The 12,241-nt window shown below is 61.2% G+C and carries 13 protein-coding genes and 2 pseudogenes; 8 read left to right on the top strand and 7 right to left on the bottom strand.

The genetic code is table 11. The annotated features are described in order from the left end of the window. A partial coding sequence (locus G113_RS14405; protein WP_236611781.1) for a LysR substrate-binding domain-containing protein occupies positions 1-513 on the top strand: 513 nt, incomplete at its 5' end. A 123-nt stretch (positions 514-636) separates the two neighbouring features. On the opposite strand, the gene G113_RS14410 is transcribed toward G113_RS14405, so the two are convergent. Then, positions 637-963 carry a DUF805 domain-containing protein gene (locus G113_RS14410; RefSeq protein ID WP_269077643.1) on the bottom strand — a complete coding sequence of 109 codons (327 nt, stop codon included), beginning with the start codon at positions 961-963 and terminating at the stop codon, positions 637-639. Between the two features lie 71 nt (positions 964-1,034). After that, a complete protein-coding gene (locus G113_RS14415) occupies positions 1,035-2,006 on the bottom strand; it encodes a nucleoside hydrolase (RefSeq protein ID WP_005905397.1) in 972 nt (323 codons plus the stop codon). Positions 2,007-2,247: 241 nt separating this feature from the next. Between G113_RS14415 and G113_RS14420 the strand changes: the two genes are divergently transcribed. After that, a complete protein-coding gene (locus G113_RS14420; protein ID WP_005905399.1) occupies positions 2,248-3,345 on the top strand; it encodes a YdcF family protein in 1,098 nt (365 codons plus the stop codon). 118 nt (positions 3,346-3,463) lie between these two features. On the opposite strand, the gene G113_RS14425 is transcribed toward G113_RS14420, so the two are convergent. From G113_RS14425 to G113_RS14435, 3 genes are all read right to left on the bottom strand, one after another. Continuing rightward, the gene (locus G113_RS14425; protein ID WP_005905401.1) at positions 3,464-3,796 is read right to left on the bottom strand and encodes a DUF3634 family protein; all 333 of its coding nucleotides are present in this window, start codon (positions 3,794-3,796) and stop codon (positions 3,464-3,466) included. Positions 3,797-3,870: 74 nt separating this feature from the next. Then, the gene (locus G113_RS14430) at positions 3,871-4,263 is read right to left on the bottom strand and encodes a carboxymuconolactone decarboxylase family protein (protein WP_005905403.1); all 393 of its coding nucleotides are present in this window, start codon (positions 4,261-4,263) and stop codon (positions 3,871-3,873) included. A gap of 132 nt (positions 4,264-4,395) precedes the next feature. Further along, entirely contained in the window at positions 4,396-4,740 is a 345-nt protein-coding gene (locus tag G113_RS14435) for a MerR family transcriptional regulator (protein WP_005905406.1), read from the bottom strand. Between the two features lie 175 nt (positions 4,741-4,915). On the opposite strand from G113_RS14435, the gene G113_RS14440 reads away from it, so the two are divergent. Further along, complete coding sequence (locus tag G113_RS14440) at positions 4,916-5,440, top strand: HutD family protein (protein WP_051106611.1); 525 nt, start codon at positions 4,916-4,918, stop codon at positions 5,438-5,440. 15 nt (positions 5,441-5,455) lie between these two features. Here G113_RS14440 and G113_RS22085 read toward each other — a convergent pair. After that, positions 5,456-5,658: pseudogene (locus tag G113_RS22085) on the bottom strand (hypothetical protein). Positions 5,659-5,844: 186 nt separating this feature from the next. Then, positions 5,845-6,285, bottom strand: coding sequence for an azurin (gene azu / locus G113_RS14445; RefSeq protein ID WP_005905410.1), 441 nt, complete (start codon positions 6,283-6,285; stop codon positions 5,845-5,847). A gap of 309 nt (positions 6,286-6,594) precedes the next feature. Here azu and G113_RS14450 point away from each other — a divergent pair. The 5 genes and pseudogenes from G113_RS14450 to G113_RS14470 form a co-directional block, all read left to right on the top strand. Continuing rightward, positions 6,595-7,634, top strand: a pseudogene (locus G113_RS14450) (FAD:protein FMN transferase). A 121-nt stretch (positions 7,635-7,755) separates the two neighbouring features. Further along, on the top strand, positions 7,756-9,420 hold the full coding sequence (locus G113_RS14455) for a tetratricopeptide repeat-containing response regulator (RefSeq protein WP_005905414.1): 1,665 nt from the start codon (positions 7,756-7,758) through the stop codon (positions 9,418-9,420). A 79-nt stretch (positions 9,421-9,499) separates the two neighbouring features. Next, on the top strand, positions 9,500-10,306 hold the full coding sequence (xthA, locus tag G113_RS14460) for an exodeoxyribonuclease III (RefSeq protein ID WP_005905416.1): 807 nt from the start codon (positions 9,500-9,502) through the stop codon (positions 10,304-10,306). Between the two features lie 195 nt (positions 10,307-10,501). Then, a complete protein-coding gene (locus G113_RS14465; RefSeq protein WP_005905418.1) occupies positions 10,502-10,987 on the top strand; it encodes a hypothetical protein in 486 nt (161 codons plus the stop codon). 263 nt (positions 10,988-11,250) lie between these two features. Continuing rightward, positions 11,251-12,241, top strand: a 991-nt coding sequence (locus tag G113_RS14470) for an efflux RND transporter periplasmic adaptor subunit (protein ID WP_005905420.1), incomplete at its 3' end; no start/stop codon positions are given.

Consider the following 12,241-nt stretch of genomic DNA (forward strand, 5'->3'; position numbering starts at 1 on the left):
CGAGAAATGTGGATGTGGCGATCCGTATTGGTCGCCCGGCCGACAGCAGCCTGCATGCCCGCCATTTGCTCACCAATCACTCCCCTGCTGGTCGCCTCCCCCGCCTATCTTGCCCGCCATGGCGAACCCGCCACGCCATACGAGATAGCCGGACACAACTGCCTGATCCGTGGTCATGGCCGCCAGCGTCAGCACTGGTATTTCAGCCAGGGCTACACAGCAGTGTCGGGTCGCCGTGCAAGGCAATCTCACCTCATTGGCGGCACCCCGCTGCTCGATGCAGCCCGGGCCGGCTGCGGGCTCTTGTTGTTGTCGAGCTGGATGGTGCAGCGCGGGATCAATGAGGGGAGCCTGCAGCGGGTGCTGCCGGGCTGGCAGGCTTCCCCCTATGAGAGCCGCAACGACGAGATCCATGCGGTGTTTCGCGGTGGCCGCTTCCTCAAGCCGCAGACCCGCGCCTTCATCGACTTTCTGGTCGAACGGATCCCGGCCCTGCAGGACGCCCCCTCATAACCACATTGCGAACGGCATGAGACGTCAATCTTGGCGAGCGGGCAATGAGCGGGAACAACTGGGGAAGCAAAACGCGCAGATTGCCTGCGCGCTTTGGGTCAATCAACAGGTGGCGGGCGCCACTCAAGCAGCCTTGGGGTCTTCGCCGAAGCGATTGGGGCCAGCCTGTCCCTCACAGATCATGAAATAGAGGAAGACCAGCGTGCCGGCGACCGGGATCAGGTTGATGAGCAGCCACCAGCCGGAGCGGTCCGTGTCATGCAAGCGGCGCACCCCGACGGCCAAGCTCGGCAGCAGCACCACCAGGGAGTAGAGGTTGGCGATCTGCTCCTTGAGACCAATCAGCTGGCCAAGCAGACCCAGCACCAGGGCTATCCCCAGGTTGCAGAGCACAAACATCCAGTACTCCTTGCGCCTGGCCCGCCCGGTAAAGACGGCGTATTTTTTCATAACGACCAAATACCACTCCATAACACCTCCAGATATAAACAAAATGAACGGTTAAACTTGGCCTCCCTAGCCTAGTCCCGCTGCTTGCTCCAGTCGATCAAGGTCCGGCGATAGAGGGCAAGCAGGGCATTCGCATCGACGGCCACCCCGACGTCCTGAGCCCGAAAACGGGCCCAGTCGTCATGGGGATGACGCCGCTCATCAAATTTTTGCAGCGTGTGACCGATGGCCGGCCCCGAGGTGATGACCCGCACCGGCCCCCGGCGCAGGGTAAAGAGCGCAGGGTTGATGACATAGGCGATGGCCGAGGGATCGTGGACATGACAGCCATCCATGCCGATACGGTCTGAATAGAAGCGCAGGTAGAAGCGACTGACGTCCCAGATGAAGCGACCCGGCACTCCGGCCTCATCGCGCAGGGCATCCAGATAGGCGCCACTGAACATGCTCTGCTGAGTGACGTCCAGTCCGATGATGACCAGAGGCCAATCGGCGGTGAAGACCCGATCGGCCGCCTCAGGATCGTCATGGATATTGGCCTCGGCATAGGGAGTCACGTTGCCGCGATGGCCGTTGACGCCGAAAGCGCCCCCCATCACCACCACCTGCTTGACCAGGCTCACAATCTCGGGGGCCTTTTCAAGAGCCAGGGCCAGATTGGTCAGCGGGCCTATGGTCACCAGGGTTATCTCGCCGGGTGCGGCCTTGAGTTGCTCGACGATGTACTGCCAGGCGGGGCGGGGATCGGCACTCAGGCTCGGCTCGCCAGCCTCAACATCACCAAAGCCATGGGCACCGTGCACGACTGTCGTGGGCCCGACCGGGGGCCGTACCAGCGGCGCGGCGGCGCCCTTTGCCACATCGGCCTGCATGGCGAAGGTCTCTTTGAGCCAGAGGGCATTGCGGGTGCCATCCGCTATGGTGGCGTTGCCAAAGACGGTGGTGATCCCCACCAGCTCGATGGCGGGATGGGCCTCGGCAAAGAGGATGGCCATGGCATCGTCGATGCCGGGATCCGTGTCCAGGATGATCTTGGTGGTCATGATAGGCTCCAGCTGGAAAAGACCCCCAGTGTAGCGACTCCGTGGCGCCCTGTCTGGGGGTGGCTCATACTCCCCTGCCCCCTCAATTGCCCTCTTTGGCCAATTTGGCGACCTGGCCCCGTATTTATGGCCCCCAGCCTGTTATAGTCCCTCAGGAGCGGGCCACCATGACAACAAGCATAAAGGGTGTACCCTCCCCGGCCCCTGGCCGGCCTCTCTTCTCCTACCAGGTGGACAGCTTATGAACCACAGACTCTCCCTCGCCACCCTGCTCACGCTCAGCCTGCTCACGCCGACATTGGCCTGGGCCGTACCGGTACGCAGCCTGCAATCGGAACAAGATTACGGTCAAATCATCAGCAAGCGTCAGGTGGTGGATCAGCTGCTCGGCGAGGCCAAACGGATCTTTGACTCCCCGGCCAGGGTCTCGGATGCGGGCTTCACCGCCAAGATGCCGAGCAATGTAGAGCTGATCAGCACGCGACTGCTCGAAGCCTACCAACTCGAACCCTATCGCACCGACCTGCTCGTCTCGGCGGCCAATGCCCAGATTTACAACGGCAAGATTGACCGGGCCATCGCCCTGTTTGAACAGGCCCTGGTCGCGGCCCCGGATGATGTGGACTTGCTCTCCTACCTCGCGGTCTGGCAGCGCTTCAAGGGAAATCCCGACAACGCCAACAAGTACCTCGCCCAGCTCAAGGAGCGTAACCCCGGTCGCGAGGCCGACTTGCAGCACATTTTTGCCATCATAGACAAGGTGGTCGAGACACCGCTCAAGGAGCGGGCCGGACGGGACCAGGACAAGAGTGGACGACGCGCCATCGTCACGCTCGGTTATGCCCTGAACCCCGATGGCAGCATGAGCGACATACTGCTTGGCCGCCTCGATACCACCCGCGCCCTGGCCAAGGCCGATCCCAAGTCCCTCATCATAGTGAGCGGCGGTGTACCCCAGAATCGTCAGACCGAGGGCAAACAGATGGCCGACTGGCTGGTGAGCAAGGGGATAAGCCGCTCACGCATCATCGAAGAGAACTATGCCACCAGCACGGTCGAAAATGCCCTCTACAGTGCCTGGGTTCTGGCCCGCCACCAGATAGAGAGCGCCACCCTGGTCAGCTCCGCCAGCCATGTGCGTCGTGGCCAGACCCTGCTGGAGATCGCCTGCTGGCAAACTGGCCCGGCCAATATCCGCATCGACAGCGTCAGCTACCCGGACAAGCCCATCTCCAACCTCGCCAAGGTGGAAAAGGGTGAGCTGCTGGGTATCTACCGCGACGCCTTGCGCACCTATGGCATGTGGAGCTACCGCTCACCGCCCCTGCTGGAGCGCTAACCCGGCCTGGCCCTGTCGGTCGATGGTTGGCCTCACAACATAAAAGGAGGGCCCCGCTGCTGGCAGCGGGGCCCTCCTTTATCACCCGGCTCAACCTTGGCCGAGATTGAACCCGTGGTCAGTGGCGCTTGTGACCCGAGGGCTGGGTAGGCAGCTGGCCACGATAATCGCCATAGGGGAAGACGTTGCGCACCCGCTGGGCGACAGGCTCGGGGATGGATCGAGAGAAGACGAGACGCACCCCGTCCCCATCACGCACCCCCTGAATGCGGCCACGCACCGCCTCCCGTTTCAGTATCTGCTCCAGTTGCCTGATGAAGGCGGGAGGCAACTTGCCCCTTTTCACCACCAGCTTGCCGTGAGCCAGCCTGAGGTCGAACAGGGGGCCGCGGCCCAGCTTGAGCAGCCACCAGATGAGGGCGATGCCCACCAACAAGGATATCCAGGCCATCTTGTCTCTCCTTAAACACCATGAACTTGCTCCAGCATAATCCTTATATTCGCCTCAGATAAGCCCCTCTTGGCTCATGACGTGGCAGGCAATAGCCCGCGCGCCTCAAACACCTTGCGTGCCACTGCCATGCCATTGATGGCAGCCGGAAAACCGGCATAGACCGACATCTGCAATATCACCTCCACCAGCTCCCGTTGGCTACAGCCAACATTGAGGGCGCCATGAAGATGTACCTCTAGTTGCGGGGCACAGTGGCCCATGGCTGTCAGGGCGGCGACTGTGACCAGCTCCCGGGAGCCTAAGCTCAATCCCGGCCGCTGATATATATCGCCAAATGGATACTCAATGATATAGCGCGCCAGATCAGGGCAGACTCCCGCCAGGCTTTCCAGCACCTTCTGCCCTGCCTCGCCGTCAATTTCGTTTAACTTGGTCAGCCCCTGTTGATAACGTTCGCTCTGCATCAGTTTTCTCCTGTGAACGACTCCGACCTGAGTCAGAACCGAGCATAAGAGTTAGAGTCCACTCTAAGTCAAGGGCCATGGCCTACCACTGGATGAGAGCCACATCCATCGCGGCCTGAGTACCATGTCCCCTCAACCGCGCTGGTAGTGGGCTATCTTGGCTTCCAGTGCCGCCAGATGACACTGCTGCTCATTGAGTCGCTCACGCAGCCGTTGGGCATGGGCTTCCAGCAAGGCTTGGCGGGCCTGATGAGTCTCCTCACCCTGAACCCTCAGTTGGGCATAGTGCAGTATCTGCTTGAGCGGCATGCCGGTCGCCTTGAGCCGGGCGATGAAGGTCATCCACTCCTGCTCCCGCACACTGTAATAGCGGTGACCATTAGCTGCCCGCGCGACCTTCAGCAGACCCAACTGCTCGTAGTAGCGCAGGGTATGAGGGGTCAGCCCGGTCAGGGCCGAAAAGGCGCCAATGTTCATCTCTTGCTCCTGTTGCTTGCGTGCCGATGGGCTGCATCATGACAAACGCTGGAAAAAACCGCACTCGCACCGGGCACACTTGTCCTCGGGGTGGGAGGGGTGCTATCTCTGGGGCCAGACTCATGATGAGGGGAAAACCTTGTACCAACTGATCACCGTGGCCCAGCAGCGCAAAATGCCCTGGAAAAATGGCAAGGGTAGCACAGCCGAAATAACGATAGCCCCGGCAGGCAGCACCCTGGCTAGGCTCGATTTCGATTACCGGCTGAGCTCGGCGCCCATCAAGGAGGCTGGCCCCTTCTCCCCCTTCCCCGGTTATGCCCGCATCCTGCTGCCCATCAGCGGCGCCGGATTCGTGCTCAACGGCCACCCCTATGCCACCTTCGAGGCGGCACATTTCAGCGGCGACGATGAGACCCATTGCGCCTTGTTGAAAAAAGAGGTGACGGACCTGGGGCTTATCTATGACGCAACCAAGTTGGATGCCAATGTGCGGGCGCTGACCCTGCCCTTCTCCCTGCCCTTGACCCTGGAGCCTGCCCACACCTATCTGGTCACCCTGCTGGAGGGGAGCCTCAAGGTGGCGGAGCATGACCTCGCCAAGGGGGATACCCTGGTCGTCAGCGCGCAAGAGAGCATCATGCTCGAGTGCAGCAAGAAGGCCACCATCGCCTTCTTCACCCTGCGGCAACGGCAATAACTCTTCATCCCAAGCTCAGCGTTTTGGCGCGCGTCCCCCGCTGTCGAGGCAGGCCTGCATGGTGTCATAGGGTTCGTAGTGCTTGGTGCGGCTGAGTAGGTACCGCCCTTGGGATGGCAGATGCCAGTGCGGCTCTTCTTGACCGGGGGCTCTGCGGCCAACGCTATGGTGCATAGCAACATCAGACAACAGCTGACCACCCATTTTACTGCTCTCATTACCGCTATTTACCTGTCTCGTCACTGGGAACATGGCCCCGTTTGCCACTTATTCTATCCCCCCAGTGCGGCGGGAACTGCTCGCGGGGTCACGATACAGAGTCGTTTATTCAATCCGTTCGCTTGCAACATCTGCAGCATAAAAAAGCCGGGCAAGCCCGGCTTCTCTCATCTTGAGCCTCGAAATCAACCGACCTTGAAGCTGCCCTTCATCATGGCCCAGTGGCCGGGGAAGGAACAGAAGAAGGTGAGATCCTTGCCAGCCATTCCCTCGGTCGGGAAGGTGACGCTGGTGGTTTCACCGCCACCAATCAGCTTGGTGTGCGCCAGGACACGGGCATCGTCCTTGGGCAGGTAGTTATTGTCCGGCCCCGCACTCATGCCCGCGGTCGCCACGTCCTGGAAGTCAACCGTGGTAGTCAGCGCCCAGTTGTGTCCCATGGCCGTGATCGGCAGCTTGCCGGTGTGCGTCAGGTTGATGGTTACCTCTTTACAGGTTGCCGGTACGCTCAGCGCCTTGGTGTTGAACTGCATGGCATCGTTGGCTTCCACCGCCAGGGTGCAGTCATCGGCAAAGGCGGGAGCCGCCAGGGCACTCAGAAGCAACAGGGGAATTACCTTTTTCATCATCCTCTCCTTTGGTTGGCAGACGATAGCAACAGAATTGCCTGGCCAGCTCGCGCCTTGGCAGACAAAGATGCTGTCTGGATCGACCTTATTGTACTCATTAGGTTCCAATCAACCAGCGTTTAGTCCCAAAGCTGCGGGCCAGATCACCGCCTGCTGCGAAACCATGACCCCAGGCCCGGGTTCAGCGGCGCTTAATTATACTGCGTTCCCGGCCAGGGGCCGGGCTCGCATCCCCCCTTGCCTTGCCTTAAGCTCTGCCCCTCAAGCTCCCGGCTCCGTTGCCGGGCCCAGATGAGAGAGGTTTTGATGTTAGCTCCTGCCTTGCGGCCCGGTCTCGGCCTGCTATTGGTCTCTTTGCTCGCTGTGCTGCTGACTGGGTGCCAGCCCCGGCCCCCACGACCACCCGTCTGCAAGGCAAGACCATGGGGACCTACTACAGCCTGACGCTGCCCGGGGGCTACCCAGGCGGCGCTCCCGCACTCAAGCGGGAGATAGACACCTTGCTCGGTCGCATGAACAAGGAGATCTCCACCTACGATCCTGACGCCCTCATCTCCCGCTTCAATCAAGGGCCGGTTGAACCTGCCATGGAGATACCGGCCGAGATGGCCCGCATCGTCCAGCAAGGCATAGACGCAGGCCACCTCACTCAGGGCAAGCTGGATGTAACCATAGGCCCCCTGGTCAATCTGTGGGGCTTTGGCCCGGACAAGCGACCGGTCAAGAGGCCGAGCGAGGCCCAGATTGCCGCCGCCCGCGAGCGCGTCGGTATCGACAAGTTGAGCCTGACCCGGCAAGGGGAGACCTATCTGCTCCACAAGGCGATACCGGACCTTTATCTGGATCTCTCGACCCTGGGGGAAGGGGCCGCCGCCGATGCCATCGCCCAGCTGTTCGATGACAAGGGCATCGAGGATTACCTGGTCGAGGTAGCGGGCGCGGTGCGCAGCAAGGGGGTCAATGACAAGGGCAATCCCTGGCGCATTGCCATCGTCGAGCCCTCCGACAAGCCTGGGGCCTTCTCTGACATCGTCATGCCCAAGGGGATGGCGGTGAGTACGGCCGGCAGCTACCGCAACTACTACGAGCAAGATGGTGTGCGCTACTCCCACATCATAGATCCCGCCACCGGCCGGCCCGTGACCCACCGGCTGGTATCGGCCAGCGTCATCACCAAAGATGCCCTCGAGGCAGATGCTCTGGATACCGCCCTGGTGGTGATGGGCCCGGAGCAAGCCATGGCATTTGCCAAGGCGCACCAGCTGGCGGTCTACCTCATCATCAAGACGGATGAGGGCTTCAAGGCCGATTACAGCCCGCAGTTTGCCCCCTACCTGGTAAAATAACCCGTCGCTTAATCAAGCTGCCGGGCCCGTCACGGGCCTGGCAACTCCCCCACCTTTGCCAATTGCCTGATCCCGAACTTTGGTGGCACACTGGCATATCCCAGCCTAAAGACCCAGAGCCATGCCGACCCAGGATCCCGACCTCTCCGCTGGCGATGCGCCGCCCAAGCCTGCCCCCGTCAAGCCCCTGCGTCTGCTGTTGGTGGACGATCAGCGCGCCTTTCAGGTGATGATGAAGGCCATGCTGCAGAACATCGGCATCAATCGCATCAATTTTGCCAACAGTGCCGAAGAGGCGCGCCGCCGCTGCCTGAAAGAGAGTTTCGACATCTATCTGTTCGATTACGATCTCGGTGGCGGTGAGAATGGCCGCCAACTGTTGGAGAGCCTGCGCGACAAGGGGCTGATCCCGCCCCAGAGCGTGGTGATCATGGTCAGCAGCGACAGCTCCCGGGCCATGGTGCTGAGCGCCCTCGAAGTCGAGCCAGATGAGTACCTCATGAAGCCCTTCTCCCAGGAGCAGTTCAAGTTTCGGCTGCGCCGGGCACTGGCCCGTCGTCAGGCCCTGGAGAGTGTGTTCCGGGCGCTGGCCGAGGACAAACCCGAGCAGTTGATCCGGGCCTGCGCCGAGCGTGCCGATGCCATCCCGCGGTTTGCCAACTTCTGCCGCTGCCTGCAGGCCGATACCCAGCTAAGGCTTGGTCAGGCCAGGGAGGCTCGCAGCCTGATGCGCCAGCTGCTGGCTGGCCAGGAGAACGGCTGGGCCCGGCTCACCCTGGGCAAGGCATGCCACACCCTGGGGCTCAATGAAGAGGCGGTGAGCCATCTGCAGGCGACCCTCAAACACAATCCCCTGATGGTGGAAGCCTATCTCTGGCTGGCCGAGGCGCAGCTTGCCCTCGGCGAGGAGGAGAGCGCCCAGCGCGAGCTGAAACGGGCGGTGGAGATATCCCCCCAGTCCGTGCTGCTGTCGCGCCGCCTGGCCGAAATCTGCCTGCAGCGCCACGACTATGCCCAGGCCCGGGATGTGCTGCTCACCCTCATCGACCTGTCCCGCAACTCTATTCACAGAACCCCTCACTACCTGGGGGCCTACATCCAGTGTCTGACCCTCTATGCCCTCAACAGCAATGACGGCTATCACATCGCCAATCTGCAAAAACAGGTCAACTCGGCGCTGTCACGCATCCGTGACTCCCTGATGGTGAGCGAGTTCAACTACCCCGTGTTCGAGCAGATCTGCCAGGCCCGGGTGCAGGTGGCCCTCGGCCAGCTCATCAAGGGCAAGAAGATGCTCTATCGCGCCAACCAGCATTGGCTGGACCAACCGGCCAACATGCCGGTCGCCCTGCTCGGTGAGACGGTGCTGGCGCTCTATCAGCTCGGCGAGTTCGAGTACGCCGAAAGCCTGCAAGACCACCTGGCCGAGGACGAGGACCGGCTGCTCACCATCTGCATCCAGGCCACTCGCAACGACAAGACGGTGCAGGAGCGGCGTCAGCGTTACCAACAGCTCAACGAACTCGGCATCAAGGCTTATCAAGGGGGAGAATTCGAGCAGGCACTGACCCACTTCCGTGAGGCGCTGCGCCGCGCCCCCGCCAATACCGGAGCTGCGCTCAACAAGATACAGGTGCTGCTCAAACTCATCGAGAAGCACCGCAAGAGCCCTGATTTTCCGAACGAGTGCAAGGAGACCCTGGCGATGCTGGATGGTATCCCCCTCAATCCCGCCCAGCAGGAGAGATTCCGCAAGCTGCGCCAGGAGTTCACCCAGAGCCAATGAGGGGCAAGGCGCCGGACTTGCATCGGCTCTGGATTCCTAGTCCAATAGTCACCTATAAAAACGACATGAGCACATCGACATGAAGATCATCTCTTTCAATATCAACGGCCTTCGCGCCCGTCTTCATCAGTTGCAAGCCATCATCGACAAGCACCAGCCGGATGTGATCGGCCTGCAGGAGATCAAGGTCCACGACGATGCCTTCCCCGTTGCCGATGTGGAAGCCATGGGCTATCACGTGGAGTTTCATGGCCAGAAGGGTCACTACGGGGTGGCCATCATGAGCAAGCAGAAGCCCCTCTCTGTGCAAAAGGGCTTTCCGACCGATCCCGAAGATGCCCAGCGCCGCATGATAATGGCAAACTTCCAGCGCGAGGATGGCTCCGTCATCACCGTCATGAACGGCTACTTCCCCCAAGGGGAGAGCCAGGACCACGAGACCAAGTTCCCGGCCAAGCAGAAGTTCTATGAGGATTTGCAGCACTATCTCGAGACCCACCACACCCCGGACGATCAGCTGGTGCTGATCGGGGATGTGAACATCTCCCCCACGGATCTCGACATCGGCATCGGCGAGGCAAACCGCAAACGCTGGCTGCGCGATGGCAAGTGCTCCTTCCTGCCGGTAGAGCGCGAATGGCTGGCGCGTCTGCAAAGCTTCGGCCTGACCGATACCTTCCGTGCCGCCAACCCGACCGAGTGCGAGCGTTTTTCCTGGTTTGATTACCGCTCCAAGGGATTTGACGAGAACCGTGGCCTGCGCATCGACCTCATCCTGGCCTCCAATGCGCTCAAGGACAGGGTGACGGAGACGGGGATCGACTATGAGCTGCGTGGTATCGAGAAGCCCTCGGATCATGCACCCATCTGGACCTGCTTCGCCTGATGTCCAAGCGGCAGGGCCCGTCTCTGCCGCTTGTCTGGCCCCGGGCTCGACCCGGGGCCCATGCCTTCTCCCTGCCTGCGTGATGCCTCCTCTCTCTTTGCCGCCATGATGCTTGTCACCAAACTCAAGGTTCCGGCTTGACCTTACTCTCACGGCAAGCTTTACAGTAAGGTCATACATCGTCAGGAAAGTCCCATGCTGTCATCGAGATTGCCCACTGAGCGCATTGCCCGGCTGTTGCTGGGGCTCTTGCTCGTCTGCAATCTGACCCTGTGCATCAGCTGGCACACTCAAGCTGCCTTCACGCAGCCGGTCGCAGCCCAGATGAGCCATGAAGACATGAACCATGCGTTCATGGGGGCCGAACATGGCGCCTCCCCCCAGTCAAATGCCCAGCTAGCTGACACCGACAACATGGCCCCCTCCCTCGGCTGCCATGCCGTCAATGGCGATCAGAACCAGCATGATGAGTGTCAGCTGCAATCCGTGGTGGGTGCCACCCTTTCGCTGTTGCTGGCTCTGTTGCCCTTGCTGGCCCTGCCGTTGTTGCTCTGGTTTGGTCAAAGGGCGTTGCCCCGGTGCCTCGGTCTCTGGCTGCGCAATCCCTTCCTCTGGGAGCGACGCTGCCACCCTCCCTCCTGGCCTCGCCGCCACCTGATGCTGTCGGTGCTGCGCCACTAGCCAGATCTTCTCCCTGCCTGTTTTTTGCAAGGCGCGCCCTCGGCCGACTTTGCATGACGAGCTGAGCGTCTCAGACCCAGGTCAGACGCCCCTTTGCCGCCCAACGCTATCGCTGCATCCCTGACTCAAGCAAACCTGCCCTGCGGTTTGCAGGTCTGGATGACCCAGCCGCGCGCGGCTCGACAAGAGAGAAGATGTACCATGTCACCAGCCAACATTGCCGTGCGTCCCTGCACCCCCGCCTCCTGCGCCGGAGGTGTGTCATGACCAGGACATTGCCACTATCCCTGCTCCTGCTCGCCCTCGGCGCCGGTGGGGGATACTGGGCTGCCAAGCAGACCACGGACAGCGGGGCCAAAGAGAAGGCACCGCTCTACTGGGTCAACCCCATGGATCCCCGTGACAAGCGCGATGGCACCGCCAAGGACAACATGGGCATGGATTTCCTGCCGGTGTATGAGGAGCGCCAAGATGGCTCTCCGGGCACCCTCACCATCAGCCCGGAGATCCAGCAAAATCTGGGGGTCAGGATGGCCAAGGTCGAACTGGCCCCCGCCTATCAGCAGATAGACACCGTGGGTTATGTGGGATATGACGAGGACAAACTCGAAGCCATCAACGCCCGCATGGCGGGCTGGATCCGCACTCTGGCCATCAAGAGCGAGGGGCAGAAGGTCGCCAAGGGCAGTCTGCTCTACGAGATCTATGCCCCGGATCTGGTCAATGCCCAGCATGAGTACCTGCTGGCCATGGGCAGCAACAACCCCCTGCTGCTGCGTGCCGCCACCGGCAAACTCAAGGCCCTGCAGGTCCCCCTTGAGCAGATTGAGCAGCTCAAGCGCAGCCGCAAGGTCAGCGAGACCATCCGCATCTATGCCCCGAGCAGTGGCTATGTCTCGGATCTCAAGGTGCGCGAGGGCCAATACGTGGAGCCCGCCGCCGCCCTGTTCAACCTGGGCACCCTGAGTCAGGTCTGGGTCAGTGCCGAGGTATTCGAGCGCCAGGCGGGCCAGCTCAAGGTCGGCGATCCCGTCACCATGAGCCTGGATTACGCCCCGGGCCGCCGCTGGCAGGGTCAGGTGGATTACCTCTATCCCACCCTGGATGCGAGCAGCCGAACCCTCAAGGCGCGGCTGCGTTTTGACAATAAAGACGAGTTTCTCAAGCCGAACATGTTTGCCAAGGTGCGCATTCGCAGCGGCCATGGTAAGCCCCGTCTTTTAGTGCCAAGCGAAGCGGTGATCCGCACCGGCA

This window comes from Aeromonas molluscorum 848 (genome assembly GCF_000388115.1).
Lineage (GTDB): Bacteria > Pseudomonadota > Gammaproteobacteria > Enterobacterales > Aeromonadaceae > Aeromonas > Aeromonas molluscorum.

What these genes read in the sequence shown, in the direction of transcription:
- G113_RS14465 (WP_005905418.1), top strand. Translation starts at nt 10,502, where the DNA reads ATGCTGTCATCGAGATTGCCCACTGAGCGCATTGCCCGGCTGTTGCTG.
- G113_RS14440 (WP_051106611.1), top strand. Translation starts at nt 4,916, where the DNA reads ATGCCCTGGAAAAATGGCAAGGGTAGCACAGCCGAAATAACGATAGCC.
- xthA (WP_005905416.1), top strand. Translation starts at nt 9,500, where the DNA reads ATGAAGATCATCTCTTTCAATATCAACGGCCTTCGCGCCCGTCTTCAT.
- azu (WP_005905410.1), bottom strand. Translation starts at nt 6,285, where the DNA reads ATGAAAAAGGTAATTCCCCTGTTGCTTCTGAGTGCCCTGGCGGCTCCC.
- G113_RS14455 (WP_005905414.1), top strand. Translation starts at nt 7,756, where the DNA reads ATGCCGACCCAGGATCCCGACCTCTCCGCTGGCGATGCGCCGCCCAAG.
- G113_RS14425 (WP_005905401.1), bottom strand. Translation starts at nt 3,796, where the DNA reads ATGGCCTGGATATCCTTGTTGGTGGGCATCGCCCTCATCTGGTGGCTG.
- G113_RS14435 (WP_005905406.1), bottom strand. Translation starts at nt 4,740, where the DNA reads ATGAACATTGGCGCCTTTTCGGCCCTGACCGGGCTGACCCCTCATACC.
- G113_RS14415 (WP_005905397.1), bottom strand. Translation starts at nt 2,006, where the DNA reads ATGACCACCAAGATCATCCTGGACACGGATCCCGGCATCGACGATGCC.
- G113_RS14430 (WP_005905403.1), bottom strand. Translation starts at nt 4,263, where the DNA reads ATGCAGAGCGAACGTTATCAACAGGGGCTGACCAAGTTAAACGAAATT.
- G113_RS14420 (WP_005905399.1), top strand. Translation starts at nt 2,248, where the DNA reads ATGAACCACAGACTCTCCCTCGCCACCCTGCTCACGCTCAGCCTGCTC.
- G113_RS14410 (WP_269077643.1), bottom strand. Translation starts at nt 963, where the DNA reads ATGAAAAAATACGCCGTCTTTACCGGGCGGGCCAGGCGCAAGGAGTAC.